This window comes from Rahnella aceris (assembly GCF_011684115.1).
Lineage (GTDB): Bacteria > Pseudomonadota > Gammaproteobacteria > Enterobacterales > Enterobacteriaceae > Rahnella > Rahnella aceris.
The window spans coordinates 376717-402835 of sequence record NZ_JAADJV010000002.1 but is presented as its reverse complement, the minus strand read 5'-3'; the positions used below and the strand labels follow the sequence as shown (position 1 = coordinate 402835).

At 51.8% G+C, this 26119-nt stretch carries 22 protein-coding genes and 3 tRNA genes; 9 read left to right on the top strand and 16 right to left on the bottom strand.

The window, feature by feature from the left end; genetic code table 11:
* Positions 1 to 22: 22 nt before the first annotated feature.
* Positions 23 to 805, bottom strand: coding sequence for an acetolactate decarboxylase (gene budA / locus GW591_RS14190; RefSeq protein WP_013577135.1), 783 nt, complete (start codon positions 803 to 805; stop codon positions 23 to 25).
* Between the two features lie 104 nt (positions 806 to 909).
* Here budA and GW591_RS14185 point away from each other — a divergent pair, with 104 nt between their 5' ends.
* Complete coding sequence (locus GW591_RS14185; RefSeq protein WP_013577134.1) at positions 910 to 1782, top strand: LysR family transcriptional regulator; 873 nt, start codon at positions 910 to 912, stop codon at positions 1780 to 1782.
* 1 nt (position 1783) lies between these two features.
* Here GW591_RS14185 and GW591_RS14180 read toward each other — a convergent pair whose 3' ends face one another.
* From GW591_RS14180 to GW591_RS14170, 3 genes are read right to left on the bottom strand one after another with little or no spacing between them, the layout of a single operon-like run.
* Positions 1784 to 2281: an OmpA family protein gene (locus GW591_RS14180; RefSeq protein ID WP_013577133.1), complete on the bottom strand. Its 498-nt coding sequence runs from the start codon at positions 2279 to 2281 to the stop codon at positions 1784 to 1786.
* Positions 2282 to 2296: 15 nt separating this feature from the next.
* A complete protein-coding gene (locus GW591_RS14175) occupies positions 2297 to 3577 on the bottom strand; it encodes a diguanylate cyclase domain-containing protein (protein WP_013577132.1) in 1281 nt (426 codons plus the stop codon).
* Positions 3578 to 3579: 2 nt separating this feature from the next.
* Complete coding sequence (locus GW591_RS14170) at positions 3580 to 4167, bottom strand: YfiR family protein (RefSeq protein ID WP_013577131.1); 588 nt, start codon at positions 4165 to 4167, stop codon at positions 3580 to 3582.
* A gap of 587 nt (positions 4168 to 4754) precedes the next feature.
* Between GW591_RS14170 and GW591_RS14165 the strand changes: the two genes are divergently transcribed.
* From GW591_RS14165 to GW591_RS14155, 3 genes are all read left to right on the top strand, one after another.
* Positions 4755 to 6038 (top strand): HAAAP family serine/threonine permease, encoded by a 1284-nt coding sequence (locus GW591_RS14165; protein WP_013577130.1) that lies wholly within the window; start codon positions 4755 to 4757, stop codon positions 6036 to 6038.
* 103 nt (positions 6039 to 6141) lie between these two features.
* Positions 6142 to 7509, top strand: a complete 1368-nt coding sequence (locus tag GW591_RS14160) for an L-serine ammonia-lyase (RefSeq protein ID WP_037033510.1) — start codon at positions 6142 to 6144, stop codon at positions 7507 to 7509.
* A 145-nt stretch (positions 7510 to 7654) separates the two neighbouring features.
* Positions 7655 to 9307 carry a dihydroxyacetone kinase subunit DhaK gene (locus tag GW591_RS14155; RefSeq protein ID WP_166860821.1) on the top strand — a complete coding sequence of 551 codons (1653 nt, stop codon included), beginning with the start codon at positions 7655 to 7657 and terminating at the stop codon, positions 9305 to 9307.
* 67 nt (positions 9308 to 9374) lie between these two features.
* On the opposite strand, the gene GW591_RS14150 is transcribed toward GW591_RS14155, so the two are convergent.
* The gene (locus GW591_RS14150) at positions 9375 to 10106 is read right to left on the bottom strand and encodes a hypothetical protein (RefSeq protein ID WP_013577127.1); all 732 of its coding nucleotides are present in this window, start codon (positions 10104 to 10106) and stop codon (positions 9375 to 9377) included.
* A gap of 259 nt (positions 10107 to 10365) precedes the next feature.
* Here GW591_RS14150 and GW591_RS14145 point away from each other — a divergent pair, with 259 nt between their 5' ends.
* Positions 10366 to 12540, top strand: coding sequence for a YgiQ family radical SAM protein (locus GW591_RS14145; RefSeq protein WP_166860819.1), 2175 nt, complete (start codon positions 10366 to 10368; stop codon positions 12538 to 12540).
* Here the strand turns inward: GW591_RS14145 and rhaM are convergent.
* The 5 genes from rhaM to rhaB form a co-directional block, all read right to left on the bottom strand.
* Positions 12515 to 12829 (bottom strand): L-rhamnose mutarotase, encoded by a 315-nt coding sequence (gene rhaM, locus GW591_RS14140; protein ID WP_013577125.1) that lies wholly within the window; start codon positions 12827 to 12829, stop codon positions 12515 to 12517. The two genes, GW591_RS14145 and rhaM, sit on opposite strands and share 26 nt — an antisense overlap.
* A 213-nt stretch (positions 12830 to 13042) precedes the next feature.
* Positions 13043 to 14191, bottom strand: coding sequence for a lactaldehyde reductase (fucO, locus tag GW591_RS14135; protein ID WP_112198611.1), 1149 nt, complete (start codon positions 14189 to 14191; stop codon positions 13043 to 13045).
* Positions 14192 to 14327: 136 nt separating this feature from the next.
* Positions 14328 to 15152, bottom strand: coding sequence for a rhamnulose-1-phosphate aldolase (gene rhaD, locus GW591_RS14130; protein ID WP_013577123.1), 825 nt, complete (start codon positions 15150 to 15152; stop codon positions 14328 to 14330).
* A gap of 52 nt (positions 15153 to 15204) precedes the next feature.
* Positions 15205 to 16461, bottom strand: a complete 1257-nt coding sequence (locus GW591_RS14125) for an L-rhamnose isomerase (RefSeq protein WP_013577122.1) — start codon at positions 16459 to 16461, stop codon at positions 15205 to 15207.
* Positions 16458 to 17942 (bottom strand): rhamnulokinase, encoded by a 1485-nt coding sequence (gene rhaB, locus GW591_RS14120; protein ID WP_013577121.1) that lies wholly within the window; start codon positions 17940 to 17942, stop codon positions 16458 to 16460. The genes GW591_RS14125 and rhaB overlap by 4 nt, the downstream gene beginning before the upstream one ends.
* 340 nt (positions 17943 to 18282) lie before the next feature.
* On the opposite strand from rhaB, the gene rhaS reads away from it, so the two are divergent.
* Together rhaS and rhaR are read left to right on the top strand one after the other, a co-directional pair.
* Positions 18283 to 19110 (top strand): HTH-type transcriptional activator RhaS, encoded by an 828-nt coding sequence (gene rhaS, locus GW591_RS14115; protein WP_013577120.1) that lies wholly within the window; start codon positions 18283 to 18285, stop codon positions 19108 to 19110.
* 83 nt (positions 19111 to 19193) lie between these two features.
* Complete coding sequence (gene rhaR / locus GW591_RS14110) at positions 19194 to 20066, top strand: HTH-type transcriptional activator RhaR (RefSeq protein ID WP_013577119.1); 873 nt, start codon at positions 19194 to 19196, stop codon at positions 20064 to 20066.
* A gap of 28 nt (positions 20067 to 20094) precedes the next feature.
* On the opposite strand, the gene rhaT is transcribed toward rhaR, so the two are convergent.
* Positions 20095 to 21129 carry an L-rhamnose/proton symporter RhaT gene (rhaT, locus tag GW591_RS14105; RefSeq protein WP_013577118.1) on the bottom strand — a complete coding sequence of 345 codons (1035 nt, stop codon included), beginning with the start codon at positions 21127 to 21129 and terminating at the stop codon, positions 20095 to 20097.
* Between the two features lie 600 nt (positions 21130 to 21729).
* Entirely contained in the window at positions 21730 to 22824 is a 1095-nt protein-coding gene (locus GW591_RS14100) for a GGDEF domain-containing protein (RefSeq protein WP_112198609.1), read from the bottom strand.
* Positions 22825 to 23127: 303 nt separating this feature from the next.
* Between GW591_RS14100 and GW591_RS14095 the strand changes: the two genes are divergently transcribed.
* Positions 23128 to 23412, top strand: coding sequence for a DUF1435 domain-containing protein (locus GW591_RS14095; RefSeq protein ID WP_013577116.1), 285 nt, complete (start codon positions 23128 to 23130; stop codon positions 23410 to 23412).
* Between the two features lie 114 nt (positions 23413 to 23526).
* Here the strand turns inward: GW591_RS14095 and GW591_RS14090 are convergent.
* The 4 genes from GW591_RS14090 to GW591_RS14075 form a co-directional block, all read right to left on the bottom strand.
* A tRNA-Leu gene (locus tag GW591_RS14090) sits at positions 23527 to 23613 on the bottom strand.
* Positions 23614 to 23659: 46 nt separating this feature from the next.
* A tRNA-Leu gene (locus GW591_RS14085) sits at positions 23660 to 23745 on the bottom strand.
* Between the two features lie 36 nt (positions 23746 to 23781).
* Positions 23782 to 23867, bottom strand: a tRNA-Leu gene (locus GW591_RS14080).
* A 194-nt stretch (positions 23868 to 24061) separates the two neighbouring features.
* Positions 24062 to 25000 (bottom strand): LysR family transcriptional regulator, encoded by a 939-nt coding sequence (locus GW591_RS14075; RefSeq protein ID WP_013577115.1) that lies wholly within the window; start codon positions 24998 to 25000, stop codon positions 24062 to 24064.
* A gap of 125 nt (positions 25001 to 25125) precedes the next feature.
* Here GW591_RS14075 and GW591_RS14070 point away from each other — a divergent pair, with 125 nt between their 5' ends.
* On the top strand, positions 25126 to 26118 hold the full coding sequence (locus tag GW591_RS14070; RefSeq protein ID WP_013577114.1) for an aldo/keto reductase: 993 nt from the start codon (positions 25126 to 25128) through the stop codon (positions 26116 to 26118).
* Position 26119: the final 1 nt, after the last annotated feature.

Genomic DNA, 26119 nt, shown 5'->3' with positions numbered 1-26119 from the left:
TATTCCTTTTGTCTGCGGACTGTTAACTTTCAACGGACTGAATCGCATCATTTAAATCGTCAGGGCATAAGTTGGCGTGCAGGAAATCACTGTCCTGCGGAAAGTCGATCAACAGCTTTTCGACCGTGCCGAAAGTCAGCACGCCGCGCTCAACCTGGTAATCCAGCACATGGCCGCCGCTGCTGCGTGTCTGATTGATGAAATGTTCGTGATAGCCCGCCACGTTGATGCCCTGCATATACGCAGGTGTCAGAAAGCCAATCAGCACGCCCTGGCTGTTTTCAATATGAAATGTTGGCTGCGCTTCGATGGCTTCGAGCATCGGTTTATAAGGGCGGTGCTGTTCCGGTACGGTGCGAGTCTCGACGCGGCTGAACTCACCATCAATGCGCAATGCGCAGAAGGTGTTCTGACTGGCGACGGCGTTATCAATTACGGCGTGGATTTGTTCACGGCTGTGCGGGCGGTCAATCACGTATTCATTAGTCGGGTTAAAGAATGTCATGACGGCGAAGGGCGTTTTTTGTTCAGGAAGGGCGCGCCGGGCGCTGCCGTCGCCACGCAACTGGAAGATATTACTGTTGAATGCGATCAGTTCGCCGTCGAGATGGTTAAAGGTGCCGAGGCCAAAATCGCCGTGTTTCAGCAGGTCTGCCATCGTGGTGTCGCCTTCATAGACGCCGCTCAGCAAGGCGCTCATCAGTGACGACTGATAAAGCACGCGGTCAGGATGCTGATGTTTAAACGCTGTCGCCGTGCGGGCAATATCGGCGACGCAGGAACAGGACTCAGAATGGCTTTTCATGCAGGGGGTCTCCGTCGAATAATTAACTTTGCTAACTAAAAGGTTGACCCCATTCCGTCCTGAGTTCCAATATAAGGAGGTGTTTACTTTGAGACGTTTTTGATATGGAACTTCGTCATCTGCGTTATTTTGTCGCGGTAGCCGAGGCGGGCCACTTCACCCGTGCTGCCGAACTCCTGGGAATATCCCAGCCTCCCCTGAGTCAGCAAATCCAGCGGCTCGAACATGAAATCGGAACCCCTTTACTCAAGCGTCTGACCCGTGGCGTCGAGCTTACCGAAGCCGGAAAAGTGCTGTACGACGACGCACAAACCATCATCAAACTGACCGATGCCGCCTTTGAACGTACCCGTGCGGTGGCACGCGGCCTGAATGGTACGCTGCGCATCGGTTTTGCCACCTCAACGGCCTTCAATCCGCAGGTGTTTGAGCTGCTGCATCGCTTCCGTGACAAGTACCCGGGCATGGTGCTGGAGCCGCAGGAAAAAGATATGGCGGGGCTGATGACCGCGATGAGCGAGGGCGCGCTGGATGCGGCGTTTATCCGTCTGCCTTGCGAGCGCAGCAAGGAGTTCAGTTATAAGGTGCTGGATATTGAGGAAATGATGGTGGCGTTGCCGAAGAAGCATCCGCTCAGTCAGGGGAAAGAAGTCCGGCTGGCAGCGCTGCGCCACGACACGCTGATCACCTTTCCCCGCGATTTATCGCCGGGGCTTTATGATGCCGTGACACAGGCGTGTAAAGAGGCGGGATTTTCGCCGCGCTACGGGCAGCAGTGTCCGCAAATTACCTCGGCGCTGAGTATGGTGGCGACAGGATTTGGTTACGCGCTGGTGCCGGCGTCGCTGAGTAAGATTGATGAAACCAATGTGCGCTGTCTGCCCCTGGCAGGGCAGACATTAACGACGCAGATCGCGCTCGCCTGGCGCAGAACGGATAACTGCAAGGCGGCGCTGCATATGGTGGGGTTGTTGTAAGTTACACCACAATAATCACAGACACGCGACGGTTCTGGGCGCGTCCGGCCTGGGTTTTATTGCTGGCGACCGGCTGGCTCTGCCCTAATCCGCGGGTATGGATATTGGCGCGTGGCATGCCGGCATCGGCAAAGGCGGCGGCAACGGTGTTGGCGCGGCGCAGAGACAGATCGTTGTTGTAACCGGCGTCGCCGTAGTTGTCGGTATGGCCGTCGAGATTGACTTTATTCAGCCCGACATGCAGCAGTTCACTGGCCAGTTTTTCCACCGACTGCTTACTTTCTGTCGAAAGCGTCGCCTGATTATTGCCAAACAGCACTTTGGCATCCAGCCCGAGTTCCCAGCCTTCGGCTGTCTGTGAGAAGCCGTTTTTTTGCAGTACGGCGATCTGTTCCGGCGTTAATCCCGCCGGTTTGGTCTGACAGGCGGCCAGCAGCAGAATGCACAGCCCCATTGCGGCGAACTGAAACCAGGTCTTGAAAGTGTTGCAGGTATTCATTGTCATTAATTCCTTTTAGTCTTTCATCACGACAGGAAGCGGCATGCCTGAAGAAACATGCCAGCAACTGCCGGAAATTTTTTTCGAGCGGTACATGGCCTCATCGGCCTTATCCAGTAACTCTTTCGCGTTAGTGGCCTGAGAAGGCGACAGCGCGATACCGATACTGAGAGAAACATCCAGCGTCTTGTTATTGAGCAGGATGACAGGGGTTTTCATGATTTCAACAATGCGTTCGGCAAAAGCCACGGCCTCTGCGGTGGAAACCATCGGTTCAAGCAAGATGGCAAATTCATCACCGCCCAGACGCGCCAGCACATCGCCTTTTCGCAGTGTTTTCGCCAGCCGTTCACCAATCACCATCAGCACGCGGTCTCCGGCAGCATGACCGAGTGAGTCATTGATCTCTTTAAAGTTATCGACATCAATAAACAGCAACGCGAGTGACAGCGCCGGGCGCATCGGGTTAAAGCATTGATTAAGCGTATCAATGAAAAACGCGCGATTATGCAGGCCGGTCAATCCGTCATGCAATGCTTTTTGGGTCAGTGAGACGTTCTCGTTACGCATATGGTTTTCCCAGGCTTCCAGCTCCGTCAGCAGGCTGTTGAAGTCCTGGCTCAGCGTGTGCAGCTCGGCAATCGGCGCAGAAGGGACACGCAGGCTGAACGAACGGTTAGCGCTGACGTCATGAGTGACGCGCGTAATGTGGCCGAGAGCATCGACAATACCTTTTTGCATCCGGCGGGAAAAATACAGCGCCACCAGGGCCGTCAGTACCAGACAGCCGATCAGGCTAAGCACCGTTTCCAGCAGGAAACCCGCCAGGGTTCCGCCATTACCGGCGAGCCAGACCGTACCGATGAGCGAACCGGAATGGTTCACCGGCATCGTGACAGGCTCCGGGAAAGCCAGGTGGCCGACGAACTGCCCGAGCTTGTCCCAGTTGCTGTTCACCGGCCGCTGCCATTCCGTGAACGTTGCACCGGCGGGGGTCAGAATTTTAGCCTGCGTGAAATCGCCGCGTTTAGCGATGAACTCCAGCGACTCGTGCGCGGCGGCAGGATCATTAAACACCAGCGCCGCTTCGGTGGTGTAGCTGATAGCGCGTGCGGTCAGTTGCAGATTATTTTCGGCATGCGAACGCAGGGCGATCAGGGCCAGCAAGATCAGTAAAAAACCGGCAAGGCCAATCGCGGTCAAAATCACAATCACATGGATTCTGTTCAGTGCGGCGCTCAGCGTCGGGCGCTGGCGCGGCTGTTCTGTGTCAGGAACAGGAATTTTATTTTCCATGGTTACTCCTTTTCCCTGGCAAGTTGTAATACGGCGGGATTAACCCGCACACCGCTGCGGGACAGCGTGTCCAGATTCAGTTTGAATCCGGTGTGAAGGGGCGTGATCACCAGACAGAAAGCGTTCAGTAATCCGCAGGTCTCGTCTTCTTCGCTGATCGTTAAAATGGCATGGCCTTCCAGGCGCTGATGCAAATCGTTCTGCTGTTCAGCCGTTATTCTGCCGGAATAAATGGCATCGCACTGCGCGGTCAGCAGCGGGCTGTCAAAAGGCAACGTCATCACTTTGAGCGGTCTGCCAGCAAAAGCGCTGCCATCGGGCGTGAGTAGCGCCGCGTATTTAACTGGCTGAATGATGCAAAGTGTTAAAGAAGACGAGGTCGTTTTGTCGGGCCAGCGCGAATAACTGAGGATACCGTTAACGGTCTGGGCGACGGCGGCGTCGGGTGACGTCTCGCTGGTTTCTGCGATAACCGGTTTTAACGGAGCGATCAGAAGCACCATCAGCAGGGCGAAGCCATACGCAGCCTTAAAAAAATGGCCGACACGTATCTTCACTAACAGGTAAAAAGGTGATCGGGCTTTTTCCATAGCGTCACTCTGTGTTTCTTCCGGTTGAAATTGTTTCACCGGAATAAGAATAACTTTATCGGCATGATTTCTGAAAGCGTCAATAAAAAGTTTTTCACCCTGAAACAACACGCATCTTGTGTAGAATTTTTTACAGAAACCAGGAAAACAGCGAATACTGAAGAGAATCTAATGAATGTTTAGGTTAATGAGCGTGGTTGATTTTTGAGCAGCGATAAGAGGGGCGGCGTCGATAAATAATACACATTGGTGTTATTTCAACCGTTATTAAAATAATAGTCACGGTCATAACAAAATATGACAAAAAATAAATGTTACCGTAATCACCGTTTGATGAATTTAAATTGCAGGAAATGTTAATAGATTGGAATTTAAAGGAATAATAGACGGCATTTTAGCTATATTCGTGACCATGATCTCAAAGCCACACCGTTAGTCAGATTTTTATGCTGCTGATAGGTATCATGCCCGCATTAATGGTATGTTTTAACCGTCAGGGTGGTTTTTTCGATGACGGGTGCAGTAAAAAAACATCAACCATTCCTGGGGAAAACGGAAGTATTTTTATAATTAGGTGCTGAGGAATCATGGATAATACAACAATCGGGACGCTGTCTGAAAAATCAATAAGTTCCTGGCGTAAAACTGACACCATGTGGATGTTAGGTTTATATGGAACGGCAATTGGTGCGGGTGTTCTTTTTCTTCCTATTAATGCCGGTATTGGCGGATTAATTCCGTTAATTATTATGGCGATTCTCGCCTTCCCAATGACTTTCTTCGCTCACCGCGGATTAACCCGTTTTGTTTTATCGGGTAAAAATGCGGGTGAAGATATTACGGAAGTCGTGGAAGAACATTTTGGTATTACGGCCGGTAAATTAATTACACTGCTGTATTTCTTCGCCATTTATCCTATTTTGCTGGTTTACAGCGTGGCGATCACTAATACGGTTGAGAGTTTTATTACTCACCAGATGCATATGAATGCGCCACCGCGTGCGTTGCTGTCACTGATCCTGATCCTCGGATTAATGACACTGGTGCATTTTGGTCAGGATATGATCGTGAAAGCGATGAGTATTCTGGTATTCCCGTTTGTGACGGTGCTGATGGCGCTGGCGCTTTACCTTATTCCTAACTGGAATATGTCAGTGTTTACAAACGCCTCGCTTTCCGGTAACGGCGTAGGTCACGGTATGCTGATGACGCTGTGGCTGGTGATCCCGGTGATGGTGTTCTCGTTCAACCACTCGCCTATTATCTCCTCTTTTGCAGTGGCAAAACGCAAAGAATACGGTGATGGCGCTGAGAAAAAATGTTCGCGCATTCTGGCATTTAGCCACATCATGATGGTGATCACGGTGATGTTCTTTGTCTTCAGCTGCGTCCTGAGCCTGTCTCCGGCCGACCTGATGGAAGCCAAATCGCAAAACGTGTCTATTCTGTCTTATTTAGCGAACCACTTCTCTAACCCGGTCATTGAATATATCGCGCCATTTATTGCCTTTATTGCCATTACTAAATCTTTCCTCGGCCATTATCTGGGTGCACGCGAAGGTTTTAACGGCATGGTGATTAAATCTTTGCGCAGTAAAGGCAAGAAAATTGCCCTGCCAACGCTGAACCGTTATACCGGTATCTTCATGTTATTAACCACCTGGTTAGTGGCAACCCTGAATCCAAGTATTCTGGGCATGATCGAAACGCTGGGCGGTCCGATTATTGCGATGCTGTTATTCCTGATGCCAATGTATGCCATCCGTAAAGTCCCGGCGATGAAAAAATACAGCGGCCATATCAGTAATGTCTTCGTTGCTGTAATGGGTCTGATTGCGATGTCAGCCATTGTATTCAGCCTGATGGGTTAATGATTAAAGCTTCTGAAATAAAGTGAGCGGGAATATCCCGCTCCTTTCTCTCCCGTTTTTCTGTTTATTCCGCCCGTAAATAATTTCACTTGGAGTACCCACCGTGATCAGCGTCTTCGATATTTTCAAAATTGGTATTGGTCCTTCCAGTTCGCATACTGTTGGCCCGATGAAAGCCGGGAAAATATTCACTGATGAACTTATCTCTTCAGGCCATATAACCCAAACGACCCGCGTGGCGGTTGATGTTTACGGATCATTATCATTAACCGGTAAAGGTCACCACACTGATCTGGCTATTATCATGGGGCTGGCGGGGAATATGCCGGATGATGTGGATATCGATGCGATCCCGGCGTTTATCCGTGAGGTAGAAAATACCGGACGTCTGATGCTGGGCAAGGGCGCAAAAGAAGTGGATTTCCCGGCCAGTTCAGGCATGAATTTCCATTCCGGTAATCTGCCGTTGCATGAAAACGGCATGACAATCAGTGCGTTCAGCGGCGATGAACTGCTCTATACCCAAACTTATTACTCTATCGGCGGTGGCTTTATTGTCGAAGCCAGCAAATTTGGTATGCAGGATGAAAATCCGGTGGTGCGCCCGTATCCGTTCCGTTCAGCCAGCGATTTGCAAAAACACTGTACGGACACCGGCCTGTCGTTGTCGGCACTGATGCTGCAAAACGAACTGGCGGGACACACACGCACAGAAATCAGCGATCACTTTGCGGCCATCTGGAATGTGATGAGCGAAGGCATTACGCGTGGCATTCATACCGAAGGCTTGCTGCCGGGACCGATGAAAATCAACCGCCGTGCCGCCGCACTGCGCCGCATTCTGGTGACGCAGGATAAGAACAATGTCGATCCGATGGGTGTTGTTGACTGGATCAACATGTACGCGATGGCGGTTAACGAAGAAAATGCGGCAGGCGGACGTGTGGTCACTGCGCCGACCAACGGCGCGTGTGGCATTATTCCTGCCGTGCTGACGTATTACGATCAGTTTATCCGCCCGATCAGCCCTGATTCGTACAGCCGCTTCTTCCTGGCTTCCGGCGCGGTCGGTATTCTGTTCAAAATGAACGCTTCGATTTCCGGTGCGGAAGTAGGGTGTCAGGGCGAAGTGGGCGTGGCCTGTTCTATGGCGGCAGCAGGTCTGACCGAACTGCTGGGCGGCAGCACCGCGCAGGTGTTTATGGCGGCAGAAATCGCGATGGAACATCACCTCGGGCTGACCTGTGATCCGCTGGCCGGACAGGTTCAGGTGCCATGCATCGAGCGTAACGCCATTTCGGCTGTGAAAGCCGTCAATGCGTCGCGTATGGCATTACGCCGCACCAGCGAACCGCGTGTGTGCCTCGATAAAGTCATCGAAACCATGTACGAAACCGGCAAGGACATGAACTCGAAATACCGTGAAACCTCGACAGGCGGGTTGGCTATCAAGGTTCTCGCCTGCAATTGATTTCTTTTCTCATCATTTCCTAAAAGGCGGGAAACCGCCTTTCCCGCCCCCTTCGTTACTTTTCCCTGTGTTATGTTTTGGGTTATCTATACTGCGTAGAAGCTCTTTTTTTCACTTGGAAAACAGTTAAAAGGAAAGGTCCGGTATGTCTAAATTCTTTATGAATGACCGCAAGACTCTGATTAACGATGTTATTGAAGGGGTGATCCTGACCTCTCCCTACAAAAACCTGGCAAAACTGGACATCGATCCGGCAATCCGCGTTGTCGTGCGGCGTGACTGGGATAAGAAAAAAGTTGCGCTGATTTCAGGCGGTGGCTCGGGTCATGAACCGGCGCACGTGGGGTTTGTCGGCAAAGGCATGCTCACGGCGGCGGTGTGTGGCGAAGTGTTTGCTTCTCCGAGCGTGGACGCCGTGCTGAACGCGATTGTGGCGGTTACCGGCAAAGCGGGCTGTCTGCTGATCGTCAAAAACTACACCGGCGACCGTCTGAACTTTGGTCTGGCCGCTGAGAAAGCAAAAGGTATGGGCTATAACGTCGAGCTGGTGATGGTCTCCGACGACATTTCCCTGCCGGAAAACAAGCAGCCACGCGGCATCGCCGGTACGGCGCTGGTGCATAAAATTGCCGGTTACGCGGCTGAGCAGGGCAAATCCCTGAAAGATGTCACCAAAATCGCCCAGCAGGCGATTAATGCGACCGCCAGTATTGGTGTCGCGGCGGCGGGGTGCAGCCTGCCGGGAGGCGGTGAAGATGAAGAAGAGCAACGTATCGAATCGGGCCACGTTGAGCTGGGATTAGGTATTCACGGCGAACCGGGTGTGTCGACCATGAAAACCCAGAACAGCAAAAAAGTGGTGGATACGCTGGTCGGCAAGCTTGCGGAACATGTGAAGAAAAGCGACAAGCTGGCGGTGCTGATCAATAACCTCGGCGGCGTCTCTCCGCTCGAAATGAATCAGATCACCAAAGAACTGGTGCATTCTGCGCTCGGCAGTTCGATCCGTTATCTGATTGGCCCCGCATCGCTGGTCAGTGCGCTGGATATGAAAGGGTTCTCGCTCTCGGTGATTGCCCTTAAAGGCGGCATTGAGGAAGCCTTGCTGGCAGAAGTGGAAGCCTCCGGCTGGCAGCCTCTGGTGAAGCTTGAGAAACTGGCGATCAAAAAAGGCAAGAAAATCAGCGATAAGAAAACGGTAAAAGCCTCGTCCAATACGCAGGTTGGCAAAATCGTTGAAACCATTACTCAGACACTTTCTGATCTGGAAGATGAGCTGAATAAACTCGATGCCAAAGTCGGTGACGGCGATACCGGTTCGACGTTTGCCACCGGCGCGCGCGATATCCAGAAAGAAAACAAAGGCAAAAGATTACCGCTGAATAATGTGGCCGATCTTCTGGGCGTTGTCGGCGATCGTCTGGCGACCGTCATGGGCGGATCCAGCGGCGTGCTGATGTCGATCTTCTTTACCGCCGCCGGTAAGAAAGTCGGTGAGGGTGAGAAGTTGCCGAAAGCGTTGCTGTCCGGTCTCGAACGCATGAAGCATTACGGCGGGGCAGATCTCGGGGATCGCACGATGATCGACGCACTGCAACCGGCGCTGGAAGCCCTTGGCAAAAAAGATGCGCTGAAAGGGGCGGCTAAAGCGGCAGCCAAAGGGGCCAAAGACACGGCCAGCATGAAGAAAGCCAATGCGGGGCGCTCTTCTTATCTCAGCAGCAACAGCCTGAAAGGGGTGAAAGATCCCGGCGCAGTGGCCGTTGAAAAAGTGTTTGAGGCGCTGGCGAAAAAATAAGATTGAGCTCAGCAAAAAAGAAAGGCTTGCGGGAAACCGGCAGGCCTTTTTTATGGCAATGAAAACGTCAGGTAATCGCATTGGGATCAATCAGCGAATAAAGCTTTTTATCATGGATCCGCTGTGAAATTTTGTACTGATTTTGTTCATAAATAACGAACTTGCCGATACGGATCGCTTCACGGGAATCCCTGTTAGCAAAATGGTCGTAAACACCGCCGGGATATTTCCCCTTCAGGCCACGGTTAGACCATTTATTCATTTTCATTTTCCACTCAAGAGAATAATGCGCCAGAGGGCAGACGATCTTTGCCCACGGATCGCAAATCAGTGCGTTCTCAAGGATTTTGCCGTTGTTATGTACAGGCTGGGTGCCGACTAATACCAGGCAATGGTCGACCGGACGCGTAATGAAGATGCTGATCACTTTTAATGGCGTACCGGCGAGCCTTTCCCATTTTTGAATGTTTTCACTGATATAACAAAATGCGACGCGGGCATTTTCGCCGCAGTTGCCCGCATTTTCTTTCCCGTTGCGATAATCTTCTTCAACTTTCCGGTAAAGCTGCTGGGAGGAAAGATTGAGCTTTCGCAGACCCCGCACCATGGCACCCCGATCCCTGTCGCCGCCCAGTGAATGCAGCCGGTATTTTTTAGGATCCGACATCATCAGACCATCAATCATTCTTTTATCCGGATAAAACTTATTGGCAGATTTCAGCGACAGTCGTGAACGCGTAAACAGCATGGCTTCGGTAAGCTTGGGTAAGAGTAATTTCTGGAAACGTTTATTATCCATAACGCTATTTTTCCTTTAAAACCTGATTCAGCAATGGACTATTTGAGCACTCTTTATTGCCGGTATAAAGGAAATGACTTCTTAAGAAATACTGGATCTGCTGAGACCCTCCGCGCCGGAGCAGCCTGGATATAATACGGCGCTCAGTCAGAAAACATAATTTGATCTAAAACAATTTTAAGCGATTTGCTCACCCGCCGCAGTTTCCGTCCCCGTATAATTTGCGGCCAATTATTTGCCGCCGAACGAAGACCTTACTATGCCAGTCAGTCTGATCCAACCCGATCGCACCCTGTTTTCTTACCCATGTTACTGGGCCGAATGCTACGGCACTGCGCCGTTTTTCCCGATGACCCGGGAGGAAATGGAACAGCTTGGCTGGGACAGTTGTGATGTGATCGTGGTGACCGGCGATGCCTATGTCGATCATCCGAGTTTTGGCATGGCGATCATTGGCCGCATGCTGGAAGCGCAGGGATTCCGCGTCGGGATCATCGCGCAGCCGGACTGGACCAGCAAAGAAGATTTCATGAGGCTCGGGAAGCCGAATCTGTTTTACGGCGTGACTGCCGGCAATATGGATTCGATGATCAACCGTTATACCGCCGACCGGAAGCTGCGTCATGACGATGCCTATACGCCGGGTAACGTGGGTGGAAAACGTCCAGATCGCGCGACGCTGGTCTACACGCAGCGCTGTAAAGAAGCCTACAGCGATGTACCGGTTTTGCTCGGTGGTATCGAAGCCAGCCTGCGACGTATCGCACATTACGATTACTGGTCCGATACCGTGCGGCGCTCGGTACTGGTGGATTCCAAAGCTGACATGCTGATTTATGGCAACGGCGAAAGGCCGCTGGTGGAAGTGGCGCACCGTCTGGCGGCGGGCGAATCCATTACTGATATTCATGATGTGCGTAACACTGCCGTGATGCGCAAAACGGCGCTTATCGGCTGGAGCGGTGTGGATTCCACGCGGCTCGATAAGCCAGGACGTATTGAACCGATCATGAACCCGTATGGCGAAGATCTGCCGTGCTCGGAAGGAGAGTTGCCTGCGCCGGATGCCCCGCAACCGGTAACGGTGCGCGCGCCAAAGCCGAAACCGTGGGAGAAAACCTACGTTCTGTTGCCATCATTTGAAAAAGTGAAGGCCGATAAAGTGCTTTACGCGCATACCTCGCGCATTTTGCATCACGAAACCAATCCTGGCTGTGCGCGTGCCCTGATGCAAAAACACGGTGACCGCTATGTGTGGATCAACCCACCGGCGATCCCGCTGTCGACCGAAGAAATGGACGAAGTGTTTGGCCTGCCGTTCCAGCGCGTACCGCACCCGTCTTACGGCAAAGCGACAATTCCGGCATATGACATGATCCGTTTCTCGATCAATATTATGCGTGGCTGTTACGGCGGTTGTGCGTTTTGTTCGATCACCGAGCATGAAGGGCGGATCATTCAGAGCCGCTCGGAAGCGTCGATCGTCCGCGAAATAGAAGAGATCCGCGACAATGTACCGGGATTCACCGGTGTGATTTCCGATCTGGGTGGCCCGACCGCCAACATGTATATGCTGCGCTGTCAGTCGCCGAAAGCGGAACAAAGTTGCCGCCGTGCGTCCTGTGTGTATCCGGAAATCTGTACGCACATGGACACTAACCATGAACCGACGATCAACCTTTACCGCCGTACGCGCAGCCTGAAGGGCATCAAGAAAATACTGATCGCCTCGGGCGTACGTTACGATCTGGCGGTAGAAGATCCGCGTTATATCAAAGAGCTGGCCGAACATCACGTGGGGGGATATCTGAAGATCGCGCCGGAACATACTGAAGCCGGACCGCTGTCCAAAATGATGAAGCCTGGAATGGGCAGTTATTACCGCTTCAAGGAGCTGTTTGACAGCTATTCCAAACAGGCCGGAAAAGAGCAATATCTGATCCCGTACTTTATCTCCGCACATCCGGGGACACGTACCGAAGACATGATCAACCTGGCGCTGTGGCTGAAGAAAAATCGCTTCCGGCTGGATCAGGTGCAGAACTTTTATCCGTCGCCGCTCGCCAGCGCCACCACCATGTATTACAGCGGCAAGAATCCGCTCGGTAAAGTGGATTATAAAAGTGAAGACGTCGTGGTGCCGAAAGGCGATCGTCAGCGGCGGTTGCATAAAGCCTTGCTGCGCTATCACGATCCGGTGAACTGGCCGGTGATCCGCGAGGCGCTGACCGCGATGGGCATGCGCCGTCTGATTGGCATCCGGCCTGATTGCCTGGTGCCGCCGGACGGTTTTGATCCGAAGTTTGCGGCGTCAGTTTCAGGCAAAGCGAAACCGGCCACCACGCGTTTTACCGCCTCAAAAGCGCAGAATCCGTCTGCCGGAAAAGGAAAACCCTCCGGGCAGAGGGTTAATCGAGGTAAAAGACCGGTTTAAGATCGTTACTGACCGGGCTGTTATCGGCATTGGCAGGCATTACGTCTGCCATATGCTTCCACCATTTCTGGCAGATTTCCGTTTTTGCTACCGCGTTCCATCTTTCTTCTGATTCTATTTCCACATAGCCAAACAGCAGATTACGCTTTTCATCGAGAAAAATGCTGTAGTGATGCGCGCCGTGGGCTTTCAGGGTTTCCGCCAGTTCCGGCCAGATTGGCGAATGACGGCGCTGATATTCATCGTGTGCATTCGCATTAACCTGCATCACGAAGGATTTACGGATCATGTTTTTCTCCGGTTAGATTATCGGGGGGTAGAGGGAAAGCTCCTCCCCCTGCGAAGGGGGAGGCTGGGAGGGGGTTTTAAAGATAAACGCCTCGTCAAAGTACACTTCAACACATTCGCTTTTACTTAATACCCCACCCCAACCCTCCCCTTCGCAGGGAGGGAGCAGACCGAGCTGTTTCCGTGTTCTCCCCTTTCAGGGGGAGCAAAGAAACTACATTGCTTTCAGATACAACTCGCGCACTTCTTCACGAGTTGCGGTGCGCGGATTGCACGGTGCGCACGGGTCAGCCAGCGCTTTATCCAGCCAGCCTTCGATATCGCTTTCCTTAATCCCCAGCTCTTTGAAACCGGAAGGAATACCCACGCGGGTGGACAATTTTCGGATAGCGTCAATGGCCGCAATACTGGCCTGTGTTTCGCTGATACCTTGCGTATGCACGCCCATCGCGCGGGCAATATCGGCAAAGCGGTGAGGTGCACTGGCGCGGTTAAACTCTTCGACAACCGGCAGCAAGATGGCATTACAGACGCCGTGCGGCAGATTATGTGTCGCGCCCGGCTGATGCGCCAGTGCGTGAACCAGCCCCAAGCCTGCGCTGTTAAATGCCATACCGGCCAGATATTGTCCCTGCGCCATTTTCTCGCGGGCTTCAATATCATCGCCGTGATCGACTGCTTTTGGCAGCCATTGCGTGATAGTTGAAATCGCGGCGAGCGCGGTCGGATCGGTCAGAGGATGTGCGCCGACAGAAACATAGGCTTCGATGGCGTGGGTCAGCGCATCCATGCCGGTCGCAGCGGTGACACTGGCCGGGATTTTGAGCATAACCGCCGGGTCGTCCACTGCAATATCCGGGATCAGATTGGCGTCGATGATCACTTCTTTCACCTGACGCTGGCTGTCGATGATCACCGCATTGCTGGTGAGTTCTGCGGCTGTGCCCGCTGTGGTATTAATCGCCACCAGGAAGACACCCGGTTTGGTAACTTTGCCGACACCGGAATACATTGTGGCGGGCCCCGGATTGGCGGTCAGAATTTTGATGCCTTTTGCGGTATCAATCGGGCTGCCGCCGCCGAAAGCGATCAGGTAATCGCACTGGTTTTCCTGATACAAACGGAAACCTTCATCCACGTGAGCAGAGGTTGGATTGGGTACCACGCCGCCGTAAATAGCGTAAGGCAGTCCGGCCTGTTTAAGTGCGGAGAATAAACTGTCAAGCAGACCCAGTTCGATTAACTGGCCATCGGTTACGATAAGCGCTTTGCCGTGTTGCTTAGTCGCCAGCATCGCAACCATATCTTCGATTGCGCCCTGACCGTGGAGGCTGATTTTAGGAAGTGCCAACATGAAACTCATAAAAATTCCCTCTATAGAGTAAGTAAAATAGGTGTCCTGTTGTGCGCTGCTCCGCGGTCTTTGCCATTTCCTGCTACGGGAAACATCCACTGTTCCCCGTGCAGGATTTATGAAGTCTGGAGCATAAAGTGCCTGATCAGGCTTTCAGTGCGGCCTCAAAAGGCGTGACGTCAAAACGTTTGCCAAGCGCAATCAGTTCATCGGTCTGGATGGTTTGTTTCATTCCACCCATAGAAATCACTTTCACCAGGATCTCCGCCGATTTTTCAGCAGTGTCGATCAGGCCAAAAGCGTCATCCAGCGTCGGGCCGCAACCGAAGATACCGTGGAATGCCCACAACACCAGGCTGTGATGTTGCATCCGGTCGGAAGTGGCTGCGCCGATACCATCGGTACCCGGCACCATCCACGGTACAATCCCCACGCCGTCGGGGAAGACCACCAGACATTCGGTGCTGCATTCCCACAACTTGCGGGTGATCTTGGCGCTGTCGAGCTCAAGCACGTACGTCAGTGCGATCAGGTTGGTCGCATGGCAATGCATGATCACGCGATCCTGACCGTTGGTGACACGTTTACGCACAGCGTGAGATTGCAGATGTGAGGCCAGTTCAGAGGTTGGCAGACCGCCGGCGGTCAGACCCCACAGGATTTTGTAGCTGGCGCCTTTGTCATCAAGCTGAATAACGGTCAGCGCTTCTGACGGGGCTAATTGCACGTTACGGAAAAACTTACCGGAACCGGTCACGATGAAGTATTCGTTGGCCAGATCAGGCGCATGCTGAGTCAGTTCAACCTGGCGCGGCTGGTCGTAAAAATCATTTTTATAAGGTGCGACGTCTTCCGGTAACAGGCGCATGCTGACGTTGCCGCCGTTACGTTCATCCCAGCCTTTCAGCCACATATCGGTGGTCGCTTTGACCATGCCTTGCACAAACCACGAGCTAAATAATGTTTTCATCGGTTCTTTCCTGCGAATAAGGTGAATGCGTTTCTGTTGCGTTCGGCGGCAATTAACGTTTTGCCAGCACGCTGGTTTCGTAATGACGGACGGTATCCAGCCACTGACCGCCAACCGGTACATCGTGACGCTGACAATACATGTCCCACACGGCCTGCCATGGCAGGGATTTTTGTTCTTCCAGCAGAGCCAGACGTGCGGTGTAATCGCCTTCGGCTTCCAGTTTTTTCAGTAAATCGGTCGGTTCGAGCAGGGCTTTCAGCAGGGCTTTTTTCATGTTGCGGGTGCCGATAACCCAGGCAGCGATGCGGTTGATCGAGGCATCGAAGAAATCCAGACCGATATGAACGCGGTTGAACAGGTCATGGCGCACGATTTCGCTGGCGATGGCCTGCGTTTCGTCGTCCAGCAGAACTACGTGGTCACTGTCCCAGCGTACCGGACGGCTGACGTGCAGCAGCAGGCGCGGCACATACAGCATCGCAGCAGAAATTTTGTCGGAGATCACTTCAGTCGGGTGGAAGTGGCCGGCATCGAGGCACAGCGCAGTGCCGCGGCTGGCAGCGTAACCGAGATAGAATTCGTTTGAGCCGACGGTGTAGCTTTCAGAACCGATGCCGAACAGTTTGCTTTCAACGGCATCGATGTGTTCGGTGATATCAAACTTCTCAGAAATCACTTCATCAAGTGCGCTCATCAGGCGCTGGCGCGGTGCCAGACGATCGACGGTGATGTCTTTCATGCCATCCGGCACCCAGATATTCATCACTGACGGCGTGCCCAGTGCGCGGCCAAATGAGGCAGAGACACGGCGGCTGGCCTGACAATGTTCAATCCAGAACTGGCGAATTTCCGGGTTTGCGTGTGACAGCGTGAAGCCGTCGGCGCTCAGCGGGTGTGAGAAACAAGACGGGTTGAAGTCCAGACCCAGCTTGTTTTTCTTCGCCCAGTCAACCCAGCCGGTGAAGTGCTTAGGTTCAATCTCATTACGGGCAACGGGCTTATCGGACTCCAGATAAATCGCATGCAGATTCAGCCGGTTAGGGCCAGGGATCATGGAGATCGCCAGTTCTAAGTCAGCACGAAGCTGCTGAGCGTTGCGCGCTTTGCCGGGATAATTACCGGTCGCCTGAATACCGCCGGTCAGGTTGCCCTCAGGGTTTTCGAAGCCAGCGACATCATCCCCCTGCCAGCAATGGATAGAAACGGGCAGGGTATCAAGTTGTTTGATTGCAGCTTCGGCATCAATACCCAACTGTGCAAAGCGTTCTTTGGCAAGTGTCCATGCTTGATCGATAGATGAAGTCATACTGCGAGTTCCTCATTGACGTGACAGAGCGCCTGAAAACGGCGCCAGTGAATAGCGAAATCCGCGTGAATACGTGGAATGTAGTGGTGTTGCTCAAAATTCGTGGCAACAATGCGACGAAATTCAGCGGTATCTTTGACGGCGTTTAACGCCATCAGCTGGCAGCCGATATTGCCAAGCGTTGAAGCTTCCACCGGGCCTGCGCTGACGCTGACCTGACAGACATCAGCACAAAGCTGATTCAGGAACTGGTTCTGACTGCCGCCGCCAACGATGTGGATATCTTCCAGCGGTGTCCCTTGTAAATCAGCAAGTTGCAAGGCGATTTTGCGATACAACATGGCAAGGCTGTCGAAAATACAACGCGCCAGTTCAGCTGGCGACTCTGGCACCGGATCACCCGCCTGACGACAGGCATCGCGAATGGCATCCACCATAGAGGGGGGATTGATAAAACGATCTTCGTTCGGGTTAATCAGATAAGTGAACGGCGTGACGTTTTTAGCCAGCGTGATTAATGACGGTAAATCCTGGATGTTCAGTTCGCGGCAAACCCGCTGGAACAGCCATAAGCCCATGATATTGCGCAACACCCGATAGCTGCCGTCGATACCGCCTTCGTTGGTGATATTGTCGTGGAGTGCCTGGGCATGGTTAAAAGCGTGCGGGCTTTCAATGCCCATCAGCGACCAGGTGCCGGAACTGAGATAGGCGCTGTGTGAACTGGTCAGCGGGGCGGCAACCACCGCGCTGGCGGTATCGTGCGTTGCGACGCTGAATACCGGTACGCTGCGTCCGCGAGGGCTTTTCCACAGTCCCGGGGAGTTACCCGGCTGTGTAGGTTTTTGCAACCAGCGGCGCGGCACACCTGCAAGTTTCAGCAAATCTTCATCCCAGTCACCGGTGGCGAGATTGAGCATCTGTGTGGTGCTGGCGTTGGTGTATTCCCAGTTCAGTTTTCCGGTGAGGCGGTAAAGGAAATAATCCGGGATCATCAGCATGTGGGCTGCTTTACTGACGATTTCAGGCTGTTGTTCGCTCAGCGCGCGCAACTGGTAAAGTGTGTTAAACGGCATGAATTGAATGCCGGTTTTCTGGTACAAATTCTCGCGGCCAAACTGCTGTTCCATCCGCGCCATCACGCCTTCCGTGCGGTTGTCACGATAAGCAACCGGCAAGCCGACCCGCTGCCCCTGTGCATCAAGCAGGACATAATCCACTCCCCAGGTATCAATCCCGATACCGTCAAGCTGAACGCCGGACGCGTCGAGGCGATTCAGCCCTTCAAGTATGTGTTTCTCCAGCGCATCAAGGTCCCAGGTATCGTGGCCATCAACGCGGATCAGGTTATTAGGAAAACGGTGGATTTCTTTCAGTGTCAGCGTCGCTGCCGGATCGGGATCCTGACGGGTAAACGTCGCCAGCATCACCCGGCCGCTGGAAGCGCCGAGGTCAATAGCGGCAAGATGGTGTGTTCTCATAGCGGCCATTCCTTATTGAATATGTGGCCAGTGTAGGGGAGGCGCCTGAGGGACACCTTCCGGTGATTGCCACCGGTTTTGGCGGGATGGCAGCATTAAAAAGGTAGATGCGAGGCAGATCACATAACGGTTCAAAGCTGGCTGAAACAGGGTTTTGCCGCGCCGGAGTAAACCGGAATACGCGATTGTGATCTTTACCGCAGATCTGCATCACGACAGGCTGAATCTTTGAAATATGACCGTTTATGGCGCTTTTGCTGCCGTGGTTTGAAGGCAAAAACGCAGGGCGCAGGGTAGGGTTGGTTCCCGAAGCACAAGGATTTTGAACCGGAGGTGATACATGACGTTACTGAGAGGTGATGATTATTTTGCGGCACCTGAGCTGACTGTGACGGTTGAGCGGCGGCTTCCGCAAGATGTATTCCCGGAGCACTACCATGATTTCCACGAAATTATGCTGGTGGAAAGCGGATCGGGTGTGCATATCTTCAATGACAACCCTTATACACTGACGGCCGGTACGGTCTGTTTTGTGCGCGCCAGCGATCATCATCTGTTTGAAAATGTGGATAACCTGCGGCTGACCAATGTGCTGTTCCGCTCGCCGAAGGCGTTCCGGTTCATTCAGGACGTCGGCCACTTCCTTCCTCAGGAACATCACTATCAGTCACAGGTCCACTGGCAGCTCAGTCCGTGCGTGCTTCAGCAGGTACTGAACTGCATCACCCAGCTTGCAGCGTTGCCTGACAGTGTTGAAATGGAACACATCGCGACCCGTGAAAGTCTGTTTTTACAACTGCTGATCCTGCTTTATCAGGACTGTTTCCAGTCACAATTGCGAGATACCTCGGAAAACAGGGTCAATCAACTTTTGCAATGGCTCCAGTCGCATTACAGTGAGGACGTCAACTGGACCGAGGCTGCAGAACGTTTTTCGCTGGCGCTGAGAACATTACATCGTCAGATGAAGCATTACACCGGCATGACGCCACAGCGGTATCTCAACCGACTGAGGTTGCTGGAGGCGCGCCGTCGTTTACATCATAGCGATCAAAGTATTACCGACATCGCCTATGCCTGCGGCTTCAGTGACAGTAACCACTTCTCGACACAGTTTCGTCGGGAGTTTTCGGTGTCGCCAAAACTCATGCGTGATCAGTTGCGTTAAACGGCACCTCTCGCGGTTTCCGGTATTCTTACCTGAGAACTGCCTCGTTTATTTTGTCGTCAAACGGGTTTGAGATTGCATCTATGTCATTGAAATTGAATAAAAATGACTTCTTCCTGACCAAAATGAATTCGGTCGTGGTGGCTGAACGTCACCCGCAGGCCGACTTTCCGAGTCATGACCATGATTTTGATGAACTGGTCATTGTCTGGCGCGGTAATGGTCTGCATGTCTGGAACGACATCCCTTATCCCATCACCTGTGGTGACTTGTTTTATATTAATTCGCGGGACCGGCATAGCTATGAGTCAGTCAATGAACTGGCACTGGATAATGTGCTGTTTTGCCGTGAGCGTTTCGGGCTGGCAGCCGACTGGTCGCAATTATTACCGGGTGAAAATGTCAGCCAGGAACAACGTTACTGGCGTTTAAGTACGCTTGGCATGGCGGTTTTGCGCGATAAAGTGGATGAGCTTGCTAAAGAGTGTATGAAATCGGAGCCGCTTTCGATCCAGCTGAGTGAAGCCCTGTTGATGCAACTGGCACTGTTGTTACTGCGTTTTCGTCAGCGGCCGGACAGTGGCGCGTTACCGGATGCGCATCAGCTGGATCTATTGCTGATGGCTCTGCGGGCAAATATCTCCGCTCCCTTCCATCTTGAAACGTTTTGTCTGCAACATCAGCTCAATCCGCGTGCTTTACGTTCGCTGTTCAAGCAGTACACCGGCATGAGCGTGACCCATTATTTACGTCAGTTGAGGCTTTGCCGGGCGATGAGTTTGCTGCGCTACGGCAACATGACGATCAGTGACGTGGCCGCTGAATGCGGCTTTGATGACAGTAACTATTTTTCTGTGGTGTTCAGTCGTGCAAGTGGTGTTTCGCCGCGGGACTACCGGCAGCGTTTTACACAGCAGACCGGCAAAATCCTTTTATCCTCAACGACAGCAGAATAAGTTCTGCTGTCGTTGAGAAACGTAACGCTTACAGTGCCATACCCAGACCGACAATATTCGCCGCCAGAATAATCACCAGCGCACCGATACAAAGAACGCGTACTGGTTTTTTGCCTACCCCGAGCCATTCTTTCAGCACCAGACCGACGATGCCTCCGCACAATACGTAGAAACTCATATGCAGCATCCAGCTCATGTAATCATATTCTGCAGGGATGCTGGCATGGCCCCAGGCGTAGAAGAAGAACTGCAGATACCACATCACGCCGCCAATAATGGAAAAGACCGCATTGGTGAGCAGCAGGGATTTCGCCACCGACATATCGGCGCGCAAAGAGATGGTTTTACGTGTTGCCAGACGGATAAAGCAGAAACCGAGGTTAACGACCGCACCGCCGCCCATAATCACCACATAACTTGGCAGGGCAACGTACAACGGATCAATCCCGAGTTCGCGTGCTGCTTCGTGCATTGGCACCGCAGCGCTCATGGCGAAAGACATCCCTGCGGAGAAAATCCCGCACATTACAGCCAGAATCAGCCCTTTTCGCAGATTGAACTCTTCAGCTTTAATGCCCAATGCTTTTTCTTTCAGGAAACCCGCATAGCTGACAATTGCCACACCGATGACCGCAACAAATACGCCGAGCAGGGTAAGCTGGCCACCTGTTGTGCCAAACAGCATGCCAATTTTGCCCTGTAAAACAGGCGTCATCAGCGTCCCGATAATCAGGGTAATGCCGATGGCGATGCCTATCCCCATCGACATACCGAGGTAGCGCATGGTCAGGCCGTAGTTGATGTTACCGATGCCCCACATGGCGCCAAACAGGAAAATGGGCAGCAGGGTCGCAAAACTGAATGAACCATAATAGGCCCAGAAATCAGGCAACAGCACGTAGCTGACCGCCCACGGTAAAATGATCCAGGAAAAGAAGCCGCCAAGCGACCACATGGTTTCCCATGACCAATGTTTAACTTGTTTGAATGGCGCATAGAAGCAAGCTGCGCTGGCTGCTCCTATCAGATGCCAGATAATCCCTAACACTATCGAACTGTTCATACACTGGACCTTTTATTATGTAGAGTGATGAGATAAACAAAAGCGCTGCTGTTAACTGATCCTTCAGAAACATGAGCAGCGGGTGGCGGTAGTGTAAGAAGTGTCCGGTAGTGGAGCCTTCCGGTCAGTGCCACAGAGAAATCAGCGCTGGCACTCGCCGGAAGATGAACATGAGTCAGTTCACAAATCCAGTAAGAGAATTAATAATTACATTAAATCAACAAACTAGGACATTTTTAGAGACTTTTTAGAGACAAAGGGATTGTGGTTGCAGAAGAGGTCGATAACGGGTGGGAAATGGACTCAAGATGTCTTTTAGGATTATTTTTATCTGTGCTTATTTCGTGGTAAAGCGGACGTGTGCAGGCATATTTAAGTAGATTTAAAAAGTTGAAAAGTAACAGGGATTAGTAACATTCATTATAGTAAACAAGTTTCTTTACTTTCAGCCAGAACCATTAATCTGGCTGAAAGTTGAATGATTATGCAGTGAAAATGAATGACGGCTTTCTTTATGACGAACCGGTAAAACGCTGAACATTGTTCGCAAAAATTAATAACAATAAGTGTGTTGTTATTAATACTATATATAAATCATCGTCAGGCTATTTTTTCTTCCACGGCTTGCTGTATCTCCTGGGTCTCTTCCCAGGCATAAAATATTTTATTACGGCCGCTGTTTTTTGCGTTATAGAGTGAGGCATCGGCTTTACCTAAAGTCTTAATAAAGTCACCGTCCTCCAGCGCAGCCAGCCCGGCACTTACCGTGACGTGGGTGGAGACCTCAACATTAAACAAATGCGGGATATTCAGCCCGAGGACTTTATTCTGGATACGCTCTGCCATGCGAACCGCGTGTTCCTGTTTAACGTTGGACATCAGTACCAGGAACTCTTCTCCACCATAACGGACAACCACATCCCGCGAGCGCACTGCATCGCGGATAGCGGCAGAGACCCGCACCAATGCCTGATCGCCCATCGTGTGGCCATAGTTGTCGTTATAGGCTTTGAAATGGTCGATATCGAGCAGCATAACGTAGTGCCCTGAATCCTGATTAAACAGTGTTTCCAGCTTATTCTGCAAACCCCGGCGGTTGTAAAGACCGGTCAGCGGATCGAGCATACTCAGGTCGCTGAATTTTTCCCGTTCGCTGTAGAGATTGGACACCATTCTGCGCGTAAATTCATCGCTGCGTTTGAGCATCAGATGATGCAGCCAAAGGCCAATCAGCGGCAATGAGACGGTAAATAAGATGCGCTCGACATGTTGGAAATCGTCTAAGAAGATGACGCAAAGAGTAGAAGGTACTGCATGCAGGCAAAAAGCCAGAAAATTATCTGATAAAGCGATGGCACTGATAAAGAATATACTGAGCAAGCTGACTAAAAGATAATTTTTATCCAGATGGCCGATTTCTTCAAAGCGTAAGGTTATTTGCCAGGCCCATAACAGCCCGACGGCGACTGAACACATATTAAGATGGGCAGAGTAATTTTTCTTACTGAAAAAAGAAAATATCAGCCCTGAAAAACAAAGCACAAAAATCAGCACCAACGGAAATGGCGTAGAGACTGCATTCTCTGGCGGGTAAGCCATAGAAAATAATGCAGTTGCACTATTTAAAAAAAAGAATAGCAACATCGCCAGCCGATGTTTGCTTTTAAGCAGCTCATCATAGGAATGAGATATCATCAAATTTACTCTATTTAGCGTGTGTTGTTCTGAATAGATAAAGTGTCTTATCGCCCTATACCGCGTAATTATTCCATGCAGGAAGGCTAATAGTTCTAATATGTAATTATTAGAACGCAATAAAATGTTGTTTTTATAGTGACTGTCTTAATTGAGGCTGTACTAATGTGGTTTAACTGCCACAAAACTAACACTTTTGCGGTCAGGTGTCACCCAAACGAAGGGGGGGACTGTAAATAGGTGGTAAATGAGAAAAAATCCTATATGATATTAGTTCTCATTACCATTATTTGGAGCAAGGTTATGATACCAGCAATGGCCATTGCATGTGGCATCTGGGCGGTTGTGTGGATGTTTGGCAAACGTCTTACCAGCGGTTGGGGCGTATTGTTGCCTTGTGCACTGATGCCGCTGCTTGCCCTGACGCATATGTCGCTCGATCAGTTACGTGTGCTGATAGTCGTTGCAATGCTGATCACGCTGGGCATGCTGTTCCACCGTACGTTGCGACACTATATGTTGCTGCCATCATTTATGGCGCTGGCAGGAAGTCTGGCTGCGGTAACGTTGAATTTTAGTTTGTTGTAATAAAAGGATTTTTTAAGATGAAAAACAGGAAACACAGTAAAGCTGCGGGTCTTTTCTATTTTTTGAAACTGAAAGAAGTATTGCAGGAAGGAAAAACTGAGGAACAGAATCACGTGGTGCGAAGAGAGGGACTTGAACCCTCACGTCCGTAAGGACACTAACACCTGAAGCTAGCGCGTCTACCAATTCCGCCACCTTCGCACAGATGATTTCTGCTTACTGCTGGATTCGATTTATATCACCGGAGTGGTGCGAAGGGAGGGACTCGAACCCTCACATCCAAAGGACACTAACACCTGAAGCTAGCGCGTCTACCAATTCCGCCACCATCGCGTACCGTGCCGTGCAATATAAATCTTGTGATTGTATTGGTGCGAAGGGAGGGACTCGAACCCTCACATCCAAAGGACACTAACACCTGAAGCTAGCGCGTCTACCAATTCCGCCACCATCGCGTTCCAATTGATTACTGTGTTGACGCATTCATCGGAATGTCATCAGCAAGTAACACAACCACGGGGGCGAATTCTAGAGATTTTCCCACAGGCGTCAATAGTTATTTCCCCCATTTCGGACGTTTGATGTAAAAAACAGCATATTCGTGGTGAATGGTTCAATGTCTCAGAACGTCGTCAGGTTAATCGATGGTTTAATCAACGATTTTTCCCATAATGAGGTTCTTACACACCGGGTCAGCAGGGCTGGAAAACAGCGCGATCAGCCAGTCCAGCAGCACGCGGATCCTCGGGGCCAGGAAGCGGCCGGGCGGATACATAATGTACAGCGGCATTGGCGGCGGAAGATGCTGATGCAGTACTTCCACCAGTTCGCCCTGTGCCAGTTCCTGCGTCATCGCCAGTTCCGAGGCCTGAATCAGCCCAAAACCCGCTTTTGCGGCGGCGACGTACGCGTCGGCGCCGCTGACGGTCAGCGTGCTGGCAAGTTGTCGCTTTTCGATCTTTCCGTCTGTCACGAATTCCAGATGTGAATCTGCCCGCTGATGGGCAAAAAAATAGCCCACGGCGTGATGTGCGGTGAGATCTTCCGGTGTCTGCGGCGTACCAAATTTGGCTAAATATTCCGGCGATGCGCAGGTGATTTGTTTCAGGTCTGTCAGATGGCGCGACTGCAGATTGTCATCTTCCGAAGGCCATGCACGCACCACGCAATCCACCCCCTGATCGAGCAGATTGATGGCGTTGTCATTGGCACTGACACTCAGGGTTATCTGCGGATAGCGCTGGTAAAACGTCGGCAGCGCGGGGATCACCATCACGCGCGCCAGAGAATGCGGCATGTCGATGCGGACAATGCCAGCTGGCTGGTTTTTGTGATGCGCAAAAAGGGCGTCAGATTCTTCCAGCGCTGAGATCAATTGCAGGCAGCGTTGATAATAGATTTTGCCTTCATCGGTGATTTTGACCTGCCGTGTCGTGCGCAGAAACAAGCGGACACCCAGTCGCTGTTCCAGACGTTTCAGGGTCGTACTGACCGTGGCGCGTGGCACATTAAGGTCTTCCGCAGCCCGGCTGAAACTTTCCAGTTCGGCAATGCGGATGAAGATTTTCATCGCCTGAATTTGATCCATACTGTTCTCAATGATTGTTTGCGATTTATGAACAGTGTTGCACGTTTTCGCTGATTTATCTTTCCTGAAAGAACAACCAAACTTTATCCCGTTACTTCTCCTCTCTGTGTCATAAGGAAAATCCGATGAAACAACGTCAGCTGGGTAAAAAGGGTCCGATGGTGTCAGCGCTGGGGCTAGGTTGCATGGGCATGAGCGACTTCTATACCACCGGTCTGGATGATAAAGAATCGATGGCAACGCTGGAGCGTGCGCTGGAACTGGGCGTCACGATGCTGGATACCGCCGACATGTATGGCCCGCATACCAATGAAGAACTGCTGGGGCGTTTCCTGAAAGGGCGTCGCAATCAGGTTTTTTTAGCCACCAAATTCGGTATTGTGCGTGATCCGTCCCATCCGCAGGTGCGGGGTACAAACGGCCATCCGGACTATGTCCGCAAATCGGTAGAAGGCAGCCTGAAGCGTCTGGGGACCGACGTTATCGACCTCTATTATCAGCACCGTCCGGATCCGACGGTGCCGGTCGAAGAAACCATCGGCGCGCTCTCCGATCTGGTGCGGGAAGGCAAGATCCGTTATATCGGGCTGAGCGAAGTGCCTGTGAGCATTCTGGAACGGGCGCATAAAGTGCATCCGGTCACCGCGCTGCAAACCGAATATTCGCTCTGGTCACGTGATGTGGAAGCCGATATTTTACCGGCGTGTGAGCGTCTGGGGATTGGTTTTGTGCCTTACAGCCCGCTGGGTCGGGGTTTTCTGACCGGACAAATCCGTTCAGTGGACGATCTGGATTTGGATGATTACCGCCGCGACAGCCCGCGTTTTCAGGGGGACAACTTCGCGAAAAATCTGCAACTGGCGGAGAAAATCAGTGAACTGGCGCAGGAGAAAGGGGTGAAACCCTCGCAGCTGGCGCTGGCGTGGGTATTATCGCAAAGCGATAACATAGTGCCGATCCCTGGCACCAAACATCGTCATTATCTTGAGGAAAACATCGCCGCGCTTGATGTCTCCCTGAGTGAAGCCGAAATCGCGGCGATCGAAGCAGTGTTTCCTTTCCGCGTGGCAGCGGGTGATCGCTACAACGCGGAACTGATGCGTTTCCTCAACGTCTGAC